The organism is Pseudarthrobacter sp. NPDC059871, assembly GCF_042731175.1.
Lineage (GTDB): Bacteria > Actinomycetota > Actinomycetes > Actinomycetales > Micrococcaceae > Arthrobacter.
The window spans coordinates 232020-248490 of record NZ_JBHWJV010000002.1 but is presented as its reverse complement, the minus strand read 5'-3'; the positions used below and the strand labels follow the sequence as shown (position 1 = coordinate 248490).

Annotated in this window: 18 protein-coding genes; 2 read left to right on the top strand and 16 right to left on the bottom strand. The window is 67.9% G+C overall.

All coding sequences use genetic code 11. From position 1 onward, the window contains the following. Positions 1-97 precede the first annotated feature (97 nt). The 15 genes from ACFV4R_RS03915 to ACFV4R_RS03845 form a co-directional block, all read right to left on the bottom strand. Positions 98-1024, bottom strand: a complete 927-nt coding sequence (locus ACFV4R_RS03915; protein WP_377201130.1) for a 4-phosphopantoate--beta-alanine ligase — start codon at positions 1022-1024, stop codon at positions 98-100. Between the two features lie 2 nt (positions 1025-1026). Then, positions 1027-1920 carry a Rossmann-like and DUF2520 domain-containing protein gene (locus ACFV4R_RS03910; RefSeq protein WP_377201129.1) on the bottom strand — a complete coding sequence of 298 codons (894 nt, stop codon included), beginning with the start codon at positions 1918-1920 and terminating at the stop codon, positions 1027-1029. Then, complete coding sequence (locus tag ACFV4R_RS03905) at positions 1913-3481, bottom strand: PH domain-containing protein (RefSeq protein ID WP_377201128.1); 1569 nt, start codon at positions 3479-3481, stop codon at positions 1913-1915. Before ACFV4R_RS03905 ends, ACFV4R_RS03910 begins: the two co-directional genes overlap by 8 nt. 119 nt (positions 3482-3600) lie before the next feature. Continuing rightward, positions 3601-4113: a PH domain-containing protein gene (locus ACFV4R_RS03900; protein WP_091717426.1), complete on the bottom strand. Its 513-nt coding sequence runs from the start codon at positions 4111-4113 to the stop codon at positions 3601-3603. Continuing rightward, positions 4094-4642: a DUF3180 domain-containing protein gene (locus tag ACFV4R_RS03895; protein ID WP_314212134.1), complete on the bottom strand. Its 549-nt coding sequence runs from the start codon at positions 4640-4642 to the stop codon at positions 4094-4096. Before ACFV4R_RS03895 ends, ACFV4R_RS03900 begins: the two co-directional genes overlap by 20 nt. After that, positions 4639-5184: a 2-amino-4-hydroxy-6-hydroxymethyldihydropteridine diphosphokinase gene (folK, locus tag ACFV4R_RS03890; RefSeq protein ID WP_091717422.1), complete on the bottom strand. Its 546-nt coding sequence runs from the start codon at positions 5182-5184 to the stop codon at positions 4639-4641. The genes ACFV4R_RS03895 and folK overlap by 4 nt, the downstream gene beginning before the upstream one ends. Further along, the gene (folB, locus tag ACFV4R_RS03885; RefSeq protein WP_377201127.1) at positions 5181-5588 is read right to left on the bottom strand and encodes a dihydroneopterin aldolase; all 408 of its coding nucleotides are present in this window, start codon (positions 5586-5588) and stop codon (positions 5181-5183) included. Before folB ends, folK begins: the two co-directional genes overlap by 4 nt. A gap of 14 nt (positions 5589-5602) precedes the next feature. Continuing rightward, positions 5603-6523, bottom strand: a complete 921-nt coding sequence (gene folP, locus ACFV4R_RS03880) for a dihydropteroate synthase (RefSeq protein ID WP_377201126.1) — start codon at positions 6521-6523, stop codon at positions 5603-5605. Positions 6524-6535: 12 nt separating this feature from the next. Beyond that, complete coding sequence (folE, locus tag ACFV4R_RS03875) at positions 6536-7180, bottom strand: GTP cyclohydrolase I FolE (protein WP_377201125.1); 645 nt, start codon at positions 7178-7180, stop codon at positions 6536-6538. A gap of 9 nt (positions 7181-7189) precedes the next feature. After that, positions 7190-9253 (bottom strand): ATP-dependent zinc metalloprotease FtsH, encoded by a 2064-nt coding sequence (ftsH, locus tag ACFV4R_RS03870; RefSeq protein WP_377201124.1) that lies wholly within the window; start codon positions 9251-9253, stop codon positions 7190-7192. Between the two features lie 164 nt (positions 9254-9417). Further along, positions 9418-10464 (bottom strand): LacI family DNA-binding transcriptional regulator, encoded by a 1047-nt coding sequence (locus ACFV4R_RS03865; RefSeq protein ID WP_377201123.1) that lies wholly within the window; start codon positions 10462-10464, stop codon positions 9418-9420. A 2-nt stretch (positions 10465-10466) separates the two neighbouring features. Then, complete coding sequence (locus tag ACFV4R_RS03860; RefSeq protein WP_377201122.1) at positions 10467-10838, bottom strand: VOC family protein; 372 nt, start codon at positions 10836-10838, stop codon at positions 10467-10469. A 6-nt stretch (positions 10839-10844) separates the two neighbouring features. Continuing rightward, positions 10845-11396, bottom strand: coding sequence for a hypoxanthine phosphoribosyltransferase (hpt, locus tag ACFV4R_RS03855; protein ID WP_268159905.1), 552 nt, complete (start codon positions 11394-11396; stop codon positions 10845-10847). A 30-nt stretch (positions 11397-11426) separates the two neighbouring features. Beyond that, positions 11427-12482 carry a tRNA lysidine(34) synthetase TilS gene (gene tilS / locus ACFV4R_RS03850; protein ID WP_377201334.1) on the bottom strand — a complete coding sequence of 352 codons (1056 nt, stop codon included), beginning with the start codon at positions 12480-12482 and terminating at the stop codon, positions 11427-11429. A 147-nt stretch (positions 12483-12629) separates the two neighbouring features. After that, positions 12630-13760 (bottom strand): zinc-dependent metalloprotease, encoded by a 1131-nt coding sequence (locus ACFV4R_RS03845; protein ID WP_377201121.1) that lies wholly within the window; start codon positions 13758-13760, stop codon positions 12630-12632. A 217-nt stretch (positions 13761-13977) separates the two neighbouring features. On the opposite strand from ACFV4R_RS03845, the gene ACFV4R_RS03840 reads away from it, so the two are divergent. After that, the gene (locus tag ACFV4R_RS03840; RefSeq protein WP_377201120.1) at positions 13978-14160 is read left to right on the top strand and encodes a hypothetical protein; all 183 of its coding nucleotides are present in this window, start codon (positions 13978-13980) and stop codon (positions 14158-14160) included. 1 nt (position 14161) lies between these two features. Here ACFV4R_RS03840 and dacB read toward each other — a convergent pair whose 3' ends face one another. After that, positions 14162-15691 (bottom strand): D-alanyl-D-alanine carboxypeptidase/D-alanyl-D-alanine-endopeptidase, encoded by a 1530-nt coding sequence (dacB, locus tag ACFV4R_RS03835; protein WP_377201119.1) that lies wholly within the window; start codon positions 15689-15691, stop codon positions 14162-14164. A 155-nt stretch (positions 15692-15846) separates the two neighbouring features. Here dacB and ACFV4R_RS03830 point away from each other — a divergent pair, with 155 nt between their 5' ends. Then, entirely contained in the window at positions 15847-16335 is a 489-nt protein-coding gene (locus tag ACFV4R_RS03830) for an inorganic diphosphatase (protein ID WP_015935533.1), read from the top strand. The last annotated feature ends 136 nt before the right edge of the window (positions 16336-16471 follow it).

The following is a 16471-nucleotide window of genomic DNA, read 5'->3' as shown; positions in this document are numbered from 1 at the left end:
AAGTCAGGGGTGTGTGACGACAGAGGCGTGTGGACTCAGGCGCGTGTGAACTCAGGCGCGCGTGAACTCGCGCGGGAACCCGGGAACCCGGGAGCGCCTAGGAGCTCAGGGGCAAATTGTCGATCAGCCGCACTGGTCCAACTTTGGCGGCTATGAGGGCAAGGGCTTCACCCCGGAAAGGGGTCTCGCGGCAGTTTTCAGCCACGGGCTCCAACGTGGCCGGATCCACGACGTCGAAGTAGTCCAGCTTCACCAGCGGCTGCGACTCCACCATCGCCAGCGCGGACCCGAGGTCCAGCGGCTCATGGGCGCTGGCACGCTCCTCCAACAGCCGCAGGGCACGGGAAAGGACCAGTGCCGCATCCCGTTCCTCGTCTGACAGGAACCGGTTACGGCTGGACAGCGCAAGGCCCTCGGTGGAGCGGACGGTGGGGACGCCCACAATGTCGACGGGGAAGTTGAGGTCTGCCACCATGCGCCGCACCAGCGCCAGCTGCTGGGCGTCCTTCTGGCCAAAGTAGGCGCGGTAGGCGGGCAGTCCATTCACCGACGACGCCGACGGCCCGTCACCAACCCGGCCGGCCGCCGGGATGCCATAGTGCAGCAGCTTGGCCACAACCGTGAGTGCACCATCGAAGTGACCCGGGCGGGATGCGCCTTCCCACTTCTCCCCCAGCCGTCCCGACGTGATGCGCACCAGCGGCTCGCCACCCGGGTAGACCTCTTCGACAGAAGGAGCGAACGCGATATCGACACCTTGGGCGTCGAGCAGAGCAAGGTCGGCGTCCAGTGTCCTCGGGTACCGGTCAAGGTCCACGGCATCGCCGAACTGCAGCGGGTTCACGAAGATGCTGGCAACCACCACATCGTTCTGTTCGACGGCGGTCCTCGCCAAGGCCGCATGCCCCTCATGGAGCGCGCCCATGGTGGGGACCAACCCTTGCGAGGCTCCCCGCTTTTCGGACAGGAGCCGCGCACTCTCGGCATGCAGCCCGGCCACGCTGGTGACAAGTTTGATGGCCACGGTCAGTCCTCCTTGGATCCGAGGGCCTGGTTCAGCCCTTCAAGCTGGTCCGCCTTCAGCAACCCGCGCGCTTCGGCCCGCCGGGCGGTGGCGCGTGCCATGGCAAGGTACGCCGCGAGGACATCGCCATGCCCGCCGCCGTCGTACTCCCGCAAGGCCTGTGCATGCGCCTCCACCGTGCCCACATCACCGCGGGCAACCGGTCCGGTCAGCGCAGATTCTCCAGACGCCAGTGCGTTTTCCAGGGTTGCGCGCAACAGGGGGCCAAGCATGCGTTCGGGCTGCTCCACCCCCACCTCTCGCAGCAACTGGGACGACTGGGCCACCAGGGTGACCAGATGGTTGGACCCGTGCGCCAGGGCAGCGTGATAGAGCGTTCGGTCAGCTTCTGCGATGGCTACCGGTTCGGAGCCCATCTCCACCACCAGCGCCTGCGCAATGGGCAGCATGGCGGCATCGGCCGTGACGCCGAACGTGCAGTCGAGCAGGCGCGTCAGGTCCAGGCTCATTCCGGTGAAGGTCATGGCCGGGTGCAGCGCCAGCGGAACGGCCCCGGCAGCGCGCACGGGATGCAGCACGCCAACCCCAAACCGGCCTGACGTGTGGGCCACCAGCTGTCCCGGCTGCCACGCACCGAGCTTCGCCAGCCCGTCCACCAGGCCGGGGAGCGCGTCGTCGGGCACAGCGAGGAGCACCAGCTCGGCGCGCTCCACGATGTCCTGCACTTCCAGGACGGGAACCCCGGGAAGCAGGGTTTCGGCCCGTTCACGGCTGGCCTCGGACACCGCGGAAACACCCACAACGGCGTGCTCGGCGGCGCGCAGGGCCGCACCCAGGACGGCGCCCACCTTGCCCGCTCCAATGATTCCGACGCCGAGGCGTCCGGGCTTAGCCATGGTGGGGACCTTCCTGTTGCTGGTGGGCTTCAATTCCGAATGGCCCGGTTTCAGCCGCCGGCGCCTCAGGGGCAGCACCCGAAGGCGCCACCTGCCGGAGCCACTGTTCGGTGGTTTGCCGTTTCCGGGCCAGCCGGGCACGGGCCGACTGCTCATCGAAAAGCGCCCGCGCCTCGTCCAGCCCGGCCTGCGTCAGGCGCGGAACCACCGGACCGGCGGTGGTGTGCAGGACCAGGTCGGCCACCCGGAACCGCCGGGCCAGCGGGCCCTGGTGCAGCGCCATGGACTGGGTCCGCTGGTGCGGCACGAGCACCAGGTTCCGCCACCAACGCCCCGAGCGTATGAGCAGAGCAGTATCCGTGGCGGCGAAGCCGTTGCGCCGCCACCCCAGCGGGGCCAACAGCCGGGCGCGGCGCGGGGTGGTGACGAAGCCGCCGTCGGAATCCAGCCCGGTGAGGCCCGCGCCGAAAACCTCGGCAGGGCGGGACGTGCCGGGGTCGGGCAGCACCAAAGCGAGCATGTTCATCGCATCGTCGAGCTTGCCGACGGGCAGGAGGGTGGTCCGGGATGACGCTTCCCCCGCGTTCTCCACCAGCCCATAACCGGCCACATTGACCTGCATTCGGTACCAGCCGAACGGCCGCCACAGCGGCGGCTGGCTGATCTTCAGCGCCTGGATCCGCCCCGGCGGCAGCGTCTGCGCCTGGGTATCCAGCAGTCCGTAACGGAGCCGGATGCCGTCCGGCGAGATGGCCGCCGTGAAGTTGTACCCCTTGTTGAACAGGTTCCAGTAGCTCGCCGCGAGGCCAAGCGCCGCGGGAATCAGGTAGAAGTAGAACGCCCGGTTGTCCGTAACGGCCGAGAGCAGCACCGACGCCACACCGCCCACCACCACGAACAGGCTCTGCTCGCTCAGCAGCAGCGAACCGAAAAGGCGCGACGGCGGCACGGACAGTACCGGATACTCCGGCGCCTCGGGCGCGGGGGCGCCAGGGTTTTCGGCATCTTCGTCGATACCGGCGGCACGGGCCAGGATGGTGGCCCGCAACTGCTGGGCGTCATCGATCTTCAGGTAAGCCAGCCGCACTGCCGATTCGCCGGCGTCGGCCACCTCGAACTTGAGTTCGGCCAGCCCGAAGATGCGGGCCAGCAGCGGCTGCACGATATCGATGGCCTGCACCCGGTCAAGCCGGGCCTGGCGCTGCTGCCGGAACAGGAAGCCTGTGTTGACGCGGACGTAGCCGCCAGACACCTGGTACTTGGTGAAGTACCAGGTGAGGACAAAGCTGAGGACCGCTACCAGCAGGACGGCTCCGCCGCCGGCCACCAACCAAGGCACCCGGCCGGCAAATCCGTCTTCGAACATGGGCCTGCCCTGCAGGATCCGTTCAAAGATGTCGCGGCCGAAGAAGAAGCCGATGGCGGCCAGCGCGACCCAGCCGCGTACAAAGGGTGACGCCGGGTGGACACGCAACCATCCGTCGTCGGGCGTTGCGATCCCGGGACCCGCAGCGTCCGGAGCAGTAGCAGTTGATGCGGCGGGCACCCGGCCGGCGGGCACGGAACCGCCTGAAACAGAGCTGGCGGACGTTGGGCCGGCGGGCTGTGAGCTGGCAGCCGTTGGGTCAGCGGATGCACTGTCTTCCCGCACCCCGTGACGGGGGAACCGCCCGTCAGCGGTCACAGTCCCGCCAGCCTGGCCTCGCCGCGGGCCGCGAGCTGCTCGCGGAGCCGCGCTCCCTCTGCCTCCGGAAGCCCGGGGATGTGCGCGTTGGTGCCGGGCGATGCGGTGTGCAGCTTGACCGTGCAGAGGCCGAGGCTGCGCTCAACGGGGCCCACGGCGACGTCCACGTACTGCATCCGGCCGTAGGGCACAGCCATGGTCCGCTGGAAGAAGATGCCGCTGCGGACCAGGAGGTCGTCGTCGCGCTCGGCATAGCCGATGGCCCTGACCTGGCGCGGGATCAGCACCAGCCGCCAGAGGGCCACCACCAGCGTCACGGCCGGAACGGTGATGGCCAGCCACAGCGGCGGCCACCGCCACCACCCGAGCAGGACAAACACGAGCGGAAGGCTGAGGATTACGACGGCGGCCAGGTTGCCAAGTGCCCACTGCACCAGCCGTACGGTCACGAACTTCGGTGACACCCGGTGCCAGTCGATGCCGGGCGGGTCAATCGCCTCGGTACGCATATTCGCCTTCCCCGGCGGCTTCTCCCCGTGGTGCGCGGCCCGGCTTGCCGTCCACGCCCTTCGTATCGCCGTCCTCCGGCGGAATCTTGCAGAACCGCTCCACCACCAGGCCAACGATGATCATCACCAGGCCGCCGCCGGCCATGCCGAGCGCCAGCCAGGCGATGTCCTGGTGGCTGCGGAAGCTCCAGATCCGCAGCTGGTCCAGGAAGATTCCCACATGCCAGCCGAGAAGCACCGTTCCGGCGTAGGCGCAGGCCTGGGCCAGGATGAGCGTGCGGGCGGCGAGCAGCGGATCCAGTGCTGTTTTCTTTGCCGTGCTGTTGGGCTTGATGCTGTTACGCCAGCGCAGGATGCGGATACCCAGCACCAGGGTGATGGCCACGATCACGCCCATGGTGGCCAGCGCGGTGGCCGGCAGCACCGGAGTGGCCATGCCGTAGCGGCTCGTGATCACCGTTCCGGCCCAGCCGGCCACGGTCAGGATGACGCCGATCAACAGCAGCCGCAGCGGGTTAATGGGCTTCAACGGTCCGTCACCGCCCCGGCGGTCGGCATCCCGTCAAAGTCGCCGAAGCCATCGAACGGGGCAAGGTCGCCGTAGTCTTCCGCCCGGGCCGCGAGGGCACTGATGCGCTCCCCCTCAAGGGTGGCGGCGGGGTCGATCAGCGACCACGGGTACAGCACGAACGCCCGGCTGGCGGCGCGCGGGTGCGGCAGGGTCAGCACGGGATCGTCGCTGCGCACGTCGCCGTAGGTGATGATGTCGACGTCGAGCGTCCGCGGCCCCCAGCGAACCTCGCGGACCCGGTGGTGCTTGTTCTCCACCGCCTGGCAATGTTCCAGCAGCTCATGGGGAGTCAGGCTGGTTTCAACAGTGAGGACCATGTTCAGGAAGTCGGGTTGCCCCGGCGGGCCGCCCACGGCTTTGGTCTGGATGATCGGGGACACCGCAAGGAGGCGGACCTCCGGCGGGTCAACGAGGTCAGCCACCGCGCTGGACAGGGTGTCGTTGCGTTCGCCGAGGTTGCTTCCCAGGGCCAGGACCGCCTTGGTGTACACCGCGTTCACGGTGTGCCTCCGGAAGCGGGTTCCACCGGGCGGCCCGAAGCAACGGCGGGCCGTCTCCGGTGCACGGACACTGCCACGTCCCCGAAGGGCACCTCGATGGGCGCCTGGGGTTTGTGCACGGTGATGTCCACGGCCTGGAGACCAAACTCGGACAGCAGGCCGTCAGCGATCCGGACCGCCAGCGCCTCAATGAGGTTCAGCGGCTCCCCGGAAATCCAGTCGGTAATACGCTGCGCCACCTCACCGTAGTGGGCGGTGTCGCTGACGTCGTCGGACTCCGCAGCGGCGGCGAAGTCAAGATACAGGACGGCGTCCACCACAAATGGCTGGCCCTCGCGGCGCTCAAAATCAAACACACCATGATGGCCGACGGCCGTCACACCGGTCAGCGTAATCCTGTCCATGGTTCCCCCGGCGCTTACGGTGCTTTGGGTACTGCCGCCATGCGCGCGGCGACCTTGACGGCGTCAAGGCTGGATCCGACGTCGTGCACGCGGACGGCCCAGGCGCCGCGGGCGGCGCTGATTGCCGTAATGGCTGCCGTGGCTCCGTCACGCTCTTCCGGGGCTGCGGACTTTCCGGCCACCGTCAGGAGGGTGCCGAGGAACCGCTTGCGGGAGGCCGCAACCAGGACACGGTGGCCCAAGGCCTCCAGCTGCTCCAGGTTCTGCAGCAGTTCCCAGTTCTGGGCGTCGTTCTTCGCAAAACCCAGGCCGGGATCGACGATGATCTGCTCAGCGCTGACGCCGGCGGCATACAGCTTGTCCCGCACACCGGCCAGTTCTGCCACCACTTCGCCGGCCACGTCCGTGTATTCCGCAAGGGAGTTCATGGTGCGGGCATCGCCGCGGCGGTGCGTAAGGATGTACGGCGCCTTGGACGAGGCCACGAGCTCAGCCATTTCGGGTTCGATGGTCAGCCCGGAAACGTCGTTGATGATGGCGGCGCCGGCCTTCAGCGCAGCGGCTGCGGTAGCGGCGTGGGTGGTGTCGATGCTGACCAGGGCGCCAGCCTTGACCAGCGCTTCGATGACAGGGAGGACGCGCTTCTGCTCCTCGTCCGGGGAGACGTCCTCAGCGCCGGGACGGGTCGATTCCCCGCCGACGTCGATGATGTCCGCGCCGGCGTAAAACATGCGCAGGCCCGCGGCGATGGCGGTGTCCGCCGTGGCGTGCTTGCCGCCGTCACTGAACGAATCAGGGGTGACGTTGAGGATGCCCATGACCAGGGTGCGGTCTGTGGGCAGGTCCTCGAAGCGCGCGGCCGGGCGCGGTTTGCGCAGGATGGGGAGCGGCGAGGTTGCGGGCCCGGTTCCCGGGGCTGCAGCTAGTGAGTCCATGGTCTTGTGTGGTTACCTTCCGAGGATGAGGCTCATGGCCTCGGCACGGGTGGCCGGGTCATGAAGCTGCCCGCGGACCGCACTGGTGACGGTCTTTGCTCCGGGCTTGCGGATACCGCGCATTGACATGCACATGTGCTCGCATTCGACAACGACGATGGCCCCACGCGGCTTGAGGTGGAGGACCAGCGCTTCGACAATCTCCGTGGTGAGCCGCTCCTGAACCTGGGGGCGGCGGGCGTAGATGTCCACGAGCCGGGCCAGCTTGCTCAGTCCGGTGACCTTCCCGTCGTGGGAGGGAATGTAGCCCACATGGGCCACACCGTGGAACGGCACCAGGTGGTGCTCGCAGGTGGAGTAGAAGGGGATGTCCTTCACCAGGACCAGTTCTTCATGGTCCAGTTCGAACGTGGTGGACAGGACGTCGGCGGGGTCGTGGTGCAGTCCCGCAAAAACCTCGGCGTACGCCTTCGCCACCCGCTTGGGGGTGTCGATGAGTCCGCCCCGGTCCGGGTCCTCGCCGATGGCCAGGAGGATTTCACGGACAGCCGCTTCAATCCTTGGCCGGTCCACCTTGTGGTGCGGGGCATGGGTGGAACCGTCCCCCGCCGGGTTAGCGGCGGAGGCGGAAACGGCGTCGTCGTCGAAGGAAGTCACAGGGAAAGCTTAGCCGCGAAGGGTGTCCGGCCCCGATTCGGGGACGCCTCCCTGGAACGGTGCGTCTTCCGGAACGCCCTGCGGATGCGGCGGCTGGGCGTCCAGCGGCTCATCCAGGCGGGCCTGCTTGGCTTCCTCCTGGGCCTCGCGTTCTGCCCGCTCCTGGTGGGACTCCACAGGGCCGGCGGCCTGGACCGGACGGGATTCCTTGGACAGCCACACCTCGCGGAAATCGCGCTTGCGGATGTCACGGAATATTTCGGCGATCTCGGACTGGTTAAGGGTTTCCCGTTCCAGCAACTCCAGGGCGAGGCTGTCCAGGACGTCACGGTTCTCGGTGAGGATGGCGTACGCCTCGTCGTGTGCCTGGTCGATGAGGCGGCGCACTTCCTCGTCCACCACGTAGGCGATCTGGTCGGAGTAGTTGCGCTCGTGCCCGGCGTCGCGGCCCAGGAACGGCTCGCCGCCGCCCTGGCCCAGGCGCACGGCACCCACGCGTTCGCTCATGCCGTACTCGGTGACCATCTTGCGGGCGGTGCCGGTGGCCTTCTCGATGTCGTTCGAGGCGCCGGTGGACGGATCGTGGAACACGATTTCCTCGGCCACGCGGCCGCCCATGGCGTACGCCATCTGGTCCAGGAGCTCGTTGCGGGTGACGGAGTACTTGTCGTTGTCCGGCACCACCATGGTGTAGCCCAGGGCACGGCCGCGGGGAAGGATGGTGATCTTGGTGACCGGGGCCGAGTTCCGCAGGGCAGCCGCCACCAGGGCGTGACCGCCTTCGTGGTAGGCGGTGATCTTGCGTTCGTGTTCCTTCATGACCCGGCTGCGCTTCTGCGGTCCGGCCATCACGCGGTCGATTGCCTCGTCCAGGGCGCGGTCGTCGATGAGGTTGGCGTTGGAGCGCGCCGTCAGCAGGGCGGCCTCGTTAAGCACGTTGGCCAGGTCCGCACCGGTGTAACCGGGGGTCTTCTTGGCAACAGCCTTGAGGTCGACGCCGGGAGCCATGGGCTTGCCCTTGGCGTGCACCTGCAGGATCTGGTCACGGCCGATCATGTCCGGCGCCTCGACGCCGATCTGCCGGTCGAAACGGCCCGGCCGCAGCAGTGCGGGGTCCAGGACGTCCGGCCGGTTGGTGGCGGCGATCAGGATGACGTTTGTCTTGACGTCGAAGCCGTCCATCTCTACCAGCAGCTGGTTGAGGGTCTGCTCGCGTTCGTCGTTGCCGCCGCCAATGCCGGCACCGCGGTGGCGGCCGACGGCGTCGATCTCGTCCACGAAGATGATCGCCGGGGAGTTGGCCTTGGCCTGTTCGAAGAGGTCGCGGACACGGGACGCACCCACACCCACGAACATTTCCACAAAGTCCGAGCCGGAGATCGAGAAGAAGGGGACGCCTGCTTCACCGGCAACGGCGCGTGCCAGCAGGGTCTTACCGGTACCTGGAGGGCCGTACAGCAGCACGCCCTTGGGGATCTTGGCGCCAACAGCCTGGAACTTGGCCGGTTCCTGCAGGAATTCCTTGATCTCCTGGAGCTCTTCGACCGCTTCATCCGAACCGGCGACGTCCGCGAAAGTCACCTGCGGCATGTCCTTGCTGACCATCTTGGCCTTGGACTTGCCGAACTGCATGATCTTGGAGCCGCCACCCTGCATGCGGGTCATGAGGAACCAGAAGAGGGCGCCCAGCAGGATGACCGGAATAAGGAGGGACAGCAGGCCGGAGAACCAGTTGCTCTCGATGGGCTGGTCCGTGTAGCCCTGCGCCGGCTTGGAATCGGTGACAGCCTTGACCACGTCCGTGGCGCGGGCATCGACGAAGAAGAACTGGACGCTCTTGCCCTTGTTCTGGCCGTCCACCTCCAGGTCATCCTTCAGCGTGAGGTCAACGCGGTTCTCCCCGTCGAAGATTTTGGCCTGCTCCACGTTGCTGCCGGCAAGCAGTTCCAGGCCCTTATCGGTGTCGATCCGCGACGCACCGCCGGGGGCCAGCGTTGCAAAGGCCACCAGGAGCAGACCGACAACAACGACGATCCAGATGCCCGGGCCCTTGAAGAAATTCTTAGCTTTCATCTGTTCGGGGGCTGGCCCCGTCCCTTCCGGTAGTGCTGCACGGCGTGTACTTTGCGCGCGTGATGGTGCTGCGTCAGCTTCTAGCTATACACCGTCCGGAGTACATCACGCATGATGAAAAGCAAAAGTTCCCTGTGGGCGTAGCGGACATCGTTGCAGGCGGGCTAGGGGTTCCGGGGTGCGGCGACGGACGCGCGGGTGACCAGCGGACACTCCAGCACGGTGGTCCCGGCGCCCGCGGAAGAACCGTCCCCTGCTCCTTCGAGCGCATCGATAAGGTGGTTGGCGGCCCAGGCACCCATTCCGTAATGGGGCAGCGCCACGGTGGTCAGTCCGGGAAAGAGGCTGCCGGCCACCAGTTCCTGGTCGTCGAAGCCGACGACGGAGAGTTCGCCGGGGATGCTGAGGCCCAGTTCCGCGGCTGCCCGGTAGGCCCCCATGGCCATCTGGTCGTTGTAGCAGAACAGGCCCGACGGCGGGTGTTCGGTCCGCAGGATCCTCGCCGCTGCCTCGTACCCGCCCGCAGCGTCCGACGACGACGCCTCCACCGGCGCCAGGCCGCCGTCGAGCCCTGCCGCGGTGAGCGTGTCGCGGAAGCCGCGGAGTCGTTCAGAGGTGGATGGCACGTCCTGGACGTTGTTGATGAAGCCGATGCGGGTGTGCCCGGCGTCCAGCAGTGCGCGGACGGCGGTGCGGGCGCCGCCGTATTCGTCCGGGACCACTGAAGGAAAGCGCCCGTCGGCGGTGACGGCATCCACCAGGACGGCGGGCACCTTGCCGAGGTTGGCCGGCGCGTCCAGGACCCGGTGGTACATGGTGGCGTAGAGGATGCCGTCCACCTGCCGTTCCAGCACGGCCTCCACATCGCCTTCCCGCGATGCGGGACCGGCGGTGGCGGCGGTGTTGATGAGCATGAGGGTGTAGCCGCGGGCGCGGGCCGCGTCATCGGCGCCCAGGATGATCCGGCCGGAATGCGGTGTGGTGGCCACGTCCTCGCTGACCAGCCCCAACACGCCTGTGCGGCGGTTGCGGAGAGCCTGCGCCACGCGGTTGGGTTCATAGCCCAGCTGCTCCGCGGCCGCTTTCACCTTTTTGCGGGTTTCGGGGCTGATCCGGGCATACGTGACGTCGTTCAGGACGTGCGACACCGTGGTTGCCGACACCCCTGCGGCCACCGCGACATCCTTGATGCCAATATTCGACCTTGCCAAAATCAGACGTGCTGGTCCAGGTAGACGGGGTTGCCGTCGGGGTCAATCAGGATGGCACTCGCGGGCCCGGTGGTCTGCACGTCGGCCTCGGCGGCAAACGGGACGCCCTGCGCCTGCAGCTGCTTCTGGAGCTCCCGCACGTCCGTGAAGGGTTCCGTCGGCTTGGCGTCCTGGTCCCAGCCCGGGTTGAAGATCAGCACGTTCTTCTCGAGCATGCCCTTGAACAGCCCGATGTTCGTGTCCCCGTTCTTCATGATGACCCAGTTCTGGTCCGGGTCACCGGCGTACTGCGTGAACCCGAGCTTCCGGTAGAACTCCATGGAAGCTGCGAGGTCCTGCACGGCGAGGCCTACCGAGAAACCGCCGAGCTGCATGGTGGCCTACTCGTAGACGTGCGGGGCCAGGGTGCCCACGAAGTCCAGGTTGCGGTACTTCTCCGCGTAGTCCAGGCCGTAGCCCACCACGAACTCGTTGGGGATGTCGTAGCCCACGTACTTGACGTCGATCTGGACCTTGGCGGCGGTGGGCTTGCGGAAGGCGGTGCAGATTTCCACCGACGCTGTGCCGCGGGATTCCAGGTTGGTCTTCAGCCAGGAAAGGGTGAGGCCGGAATCGATGATGTCCTCGACGATCAGCACGTCCTTGCCCATCAGGTCCGTGTCAAGGTCCTTCAGGATGCGCACCACGCCGGAGGACTGGGTGCCGGAGCCGTAGGAGGACACAGCCATCCAGTCCATCGAGACGTGGCTGTGCAGCGCACGGGCCAGGTCCGCCATGACCATGACCGCGCCCTTGAGCACGCCCACGATAAGCAGTTCGCGGCCTTCGTAGTCCTTGTCGATCTGGGCAGCGAGTTCGGTGATGCGCTGCTGGATCTGTTCCTTGGAGTAGAGAACGTGCTTGAGGTCTGCCTGGACGTCGTTTGAATCCACCAAAGGCTCCTGTGTAGATGCGGGGTGCGACTAATGTGTGGCCGGTTTTAGCGGCCGGAATACTAGCTTCCCACAGCGCGCGGGTTCGCGGGGACCGGCCCCGGGCCGGTCTGCGGTCCCGGGCCCTTCGAGTTCGGCCAACGACAACCGGTAGGCGGCAACCCCGCCGGGCAGCTGCACCGGGCCCGCCGACCCCTGCCGCCGCAGCAGCGCTTCCGCCGCCACAAGGCGCCGATAGCTGGGCTGCTGGCCGCCGACGCCGGCCGCGGCCTTGGCGATCACGCGGAACCGGATGGCCGGGGCCAGGGCGCGCACTGCGTCCTCCGGAAGGCTTGCTTCGGGGCCGTTCCACTCCACCAGGGACGCGTAGGTGCTTTCCGCCACATCCTCGAGGTAGTCGGCGTCCAGTTGCAGGATCGAGGCCGTGCGCGCCAGTGATTCAGCCACGCCGGGGCCCAGCTTCTCCTCCAGGTGCGGGAGGACCTCCACCCGGGTCCGGGAACGGGCGAACGCGGGATCCGTGTTGGTGGGATCGTGCCAGGGGTCCAGCTCCTCCACCTCGCAGATCTCCTCCGTGTCGGCCCGGCGGAGCCCCAGGAAGGGACGGAGCAGCACGGCGCTTCCGGCCCCTGCACGGGTGGGCCGCATGCCGGCGAGTGACCGTGTCCCGGAGCCGCGGGCCAGGCCCAGCAGCACCTGCTCGGCCTGGTCATCCAGGGTGTGCCCCAGCAGGATGGCACCGGCACCCTGGTCCGCTGCTGCCGCTTCGAGCGCCGCGTGCCGGGCCTCGCGGGCGGCGGCCTCGGGGCCCATGCCGGCGCCTGCCACTGTCACGGTGTGGACATCGACCGGGGCGAGACCCAGTTCCCGAAGGGCACTGGCGGTGTCAGCTGCGATGCGGCCGGAGCCTTCCTGCAGCTGGTGGTTCACCACCACCGCCCCGACCGTGACGGGATGGCCGTCAATGCTGCCGCGGCGGGCGAAGTAGGCGGCGACGGCGGCCAGCGCCATGGAGTCCGGCCCGCCGCTGCAGGCCACCAGGACGTGCGCCGGATAGCCTGCCTGCGCCAGGGCGTCACCCAGCATTTTGCGCGCTGTGCCGACGACGGGCGCCAACCGGCCGGGCCGGCGTCGTCCGCTGCGCTGCGGCGCGGAATCCGGTGACGCGGGACTGGAAGACTGGGCGGGGCCGGAAGGCTGTGGTTCGGACTGCGTGGGGGGAAGGTCAGGCAATTACAGGCCCATCCGCTCAAGCCACAGCTTGGCGTCGTGGATCTCGGGCTCGGTGGGCAGGTGGTCGGCCGATTCCCAGACCCGGTTGAAGCCCTCCATTCCGGCCACGCCAACCACGGCGCGGACAAAGCGGGCGCCGTCGGAGTACTGCCGCATCTTGGCATCCAGGCCCAGCAGGCTGCGGATGAACTTCTCCACCACGCCACGGTCCTTGCCGCGGTCGTTGAACCGCTGCCGGATGGTCTTGACTGAGGGAACGATGCTGGCGTCCACAGCGTCCATCACCACGTTGGCGTGGCCTTCGAGCAGACTCATCACGGCCGTGAGGTGCGAGATGGCGGCTTTCTCCTCCGGATCCTGCAGCAGGTCCAGGATGGCGCCGCGGCCCGGCGTGTTGCCGGTAGCGGAGCGGTCCTTCAGTGAACGCGCAGCGGCCGAGGCCCGGTCCATCAGCGAATCGACATTGCCCAGCAGGTGCCCGCTGAGGTTGTCGATCTGGTCCAGCATGTGGTGGCGCAGCCAGGGGGCGGCGGCGAACTGGACCCTGTGGGTCTGTTCGTGCAGGCAGACCCACAGCCGGAAGTCCTCGGGCGCCACGTTGAGTTCGCGCTCCACGGAAACGATGTTGGGGGCCACCAGCAGGAGCCGCCCGGCAGCCGGGGCGGAAGAGTTTTCGGCCAGCGCCGCGAACGGATCGTACTGGCCCAGGACCTTGCTGGACAGGAACGCCAGGACTGCGCCCAGCTGGCTGCCGGTAATGGCGCCGCTGACACTGGCCGCGGAAGGGCTCAGCGAACCGCGCCGGCTGTCCAGCATCTTCTGCATGGCCGGCTTCAGCATTACGGCGAAGGACTGCGTGTTTGCCTTGGCCCACGAGGCCCGGTCCACCACCAGCACCGAGGAATCCCGGAGATCCCGGGCAGCTTCCAGGCCGGTGATCTCGTGAACGTGCGGAACGGAGGCGTCGGCGAGCCTGCGGAGGCTGTCCACGGCTTCGTTGATGGCTGCCGGCTTCAGGTCCGGCCCGGCAGGAGCCAGCCGTGCCGCAGTGGAAGCCGCAAGGTCCCAGTTGATCAGGGAAGCGGCATCAGCAGATGAGATGGGGGCGGACTGGGCTGCAGTGGACTCCATAGGTCCCATCAGAACACAGCGGGCCGGGGATCGTCCTTAAGTTCGCTCACCGGCGAAGCGAAGGTACCGGCGGGCCGCCACTCTCACAGCCGGAGCACAGGAGGGCAATAGGCCAGGCCTAAACTGCGGCGGCATCGTGGTGGCTACACCGCAGAAGCGGCCCTGGCCAGCACCGTGCGTGCGGGCCAGGGCCGCCCAAACCCCTCAGGAGGACACCATGATCCCGTACCGTCCCATCGCTCCCCTGACCGCCGGCCCGAAGAAGGGCTGGAAGGCCGTGGTTGCCGCCGTCCTGGTGGCAGCACTCCTGGGGACCACTGCCCCCATGGCGGTGGCCGCGGAACCGGTCGCCGTGGCCGGCCCTGCCTATGGCGTTACAGATACCAGGGAAGCGCGCTGACCTACCGGCAGCCGCACCCTGCGAGCGCCGTTGCCGCCCGGTCCAGCGCCACCTTGTTGCCCGCGGCGCCGGGCGTCAGCCCGTTGCCGATGAAGGAGAACACCAGGAGCCGGCCGTCCGCGTCAACGACGTAGCCGCTGAGCGCCAGGACAGTGTTGAGTGTTCCGGTCTTGGCCCGGACCAGCCCCGCACCCTGGACGGTGGACTCGTCGCCGTAGCGGGAATCAAGGGTTCCGGTGAGGCCGGCCACCGGGAAGCCGTCCAAGGCCGCCCTGAGCCTGGCGTCGGTGCCGGTGGTGATGGCCCGGACCACCTCGGCGAATTGGCCGGCCGAGACCTGGTTGCCCATCGCCAGGCCGCAAACGTCCACCAGCGTCAGGGGGCCTGGCGCGATTCCTGCCTGGGCCAGCTGGCTGCTGACGGCCGCCGTGGCGCCGTCGTTGCTGCCCGGACCACCGTCCGCAAGGGACGCCATCCGGCCCATGACCTCGGCCAGGTAGTTGTCTGATTCCTGCAGCAGCAGGTCCACCTGGTCCGCCACCGTGGCTGACTGCACCTCGGCCAGGACGCCGGGCCGTTCGGTTCCGGCAGCCTGGGCAGCCGAGCCCGCTCCCGGTGAACGGTCGACGCCGGCCGCTACGGTCAGCCCCGCGGCGGCACCTGCGGCGCGGAGCCGGGCCGCGAATTCCTCCGCGGCGGACTGCGCCGCGTCCTGCGGGCGCGGCCCCGTGGTCACGGCGGGGTCGTAGCGAGCAGAGTTCATGGCCAGCGGATACAGCGGCGCCACTTCGCCGGCCGCCACGTCGCCCTCCTGCCAGGCAGGGTTCAGTGCCGGCCCGGTAAACAGGGAATCGTCCAGCAGGACCTTGATTTCGCCCGATGCTCCATTGGCCTGCAGGGATGCCACAGTCTGTTCCGCGAGGGTGGTGAGGCCTGCCCTTCCCATTACCTGGCCCGGCTTCGATTCACCGGGTCCGAGCAGGACGTCGCCGCCGCCCACCAGCACCACCTGGTTGGCGGCCGGCCCCTCCACCACCCGCGTGGCGAATGTATGGTCCGGGCCCAGTGCGCGCAGGGCGGCCACGGAGGTCAGCAGCTTCATGTTCGAGGCCGGCACCCGGCTGTCGGCGCCGCCCCGGTCGAAGAGGACCTGGCCTGTCAGCGCATCCTGCACGATGCCCGTAAAAGTACCGTCGCCGTCGGCCTTCAGCAGCGGGTCCACCTGGGCCGACAGAACGGCGGGGTTCGGGACCGGGGCGGTGGATTGCAGCGGATCCAGTCCTTGCGGGGACGCCAAGGCAGTCGGTTCGCGCTGCCAGGGCGGGGCCTCGGGCGCAGGGGCGGGAGGCTCGGGGCCGAGGAACCCGGGGGCGACGAGTGCCGCCGCCGGGAGGGCAAGAACCAGCAGGAGCGCCGCGAGCAGAAGGAGGTGCCACGGTTTTCCGGGGCCGGCGGACCTCCCCGGAAGGCCCAGCGCCGCGGCCTTCAGCGCACGGCGGTGCCACGCTTCCGCGCTGGTGGTTTTGGTCATGCCGGTGCCGGTCCTCAAGTCCTGAAATTTCCCCACAAGTTCCTGATTCCAGGGCCTCTCGCTATATCCTCAATAATAGTCGGCGGCACGGACACTCCTTTTTGTGGGCCGTCAAGTGTGCCGCGCACCCCCTGTAATCGCTGAGGAGCGTTCCCATGAAGCACGACGTGACCATCGAGATCCCCAAGGGATCGCGCGTCAAGTACGAAGTCGACCACGAGACCGGCCGCGTCCGCCTGGACCGCGTCCTCTTCACCTCCATGCAGTACCCCACGCACTACGGTTTCTTCGAGAACACCCTGGGCGAAGACGGCGATCCGCTGGACGCACTGGTGCTCCTGCAGGACTTCGACCTGCACCCCGGCGTCATCGTTGAATCCCGCCCCATCGGCGTCTTCAACATGACCGACGACGGCGGCGGAGACGCAAAGGTCCTCTGCGTTCCTGTTGATGCGCGCTTCGACCACATCCAGGAAGTCAGCGACGTCAGCGAATTCCTGATCAAGGAAATCGAGCACTTCTTCACCCGTTACAAGGACCTGGAGCCGGGCAAGTGGGTCAAGGCCGAGGGCTGGGGCGACCGCGCCGCCGCCGAAGCCGAGCTGGAAGCGTCCATCAAGCGTTACGTCCCCACCGGACACTGATCCCCGCCGTCCCCCTAGCCTCGCTCCGCTTGGCCAGGGAAGCCTGACGGCGTGGTCCCAGTCATACGACCGACGGCGGGTGGCCGGCTTTTCGAAGCCCGCCACCCGCCGTCGTTGTCCCAGGATGTTGTGGCAA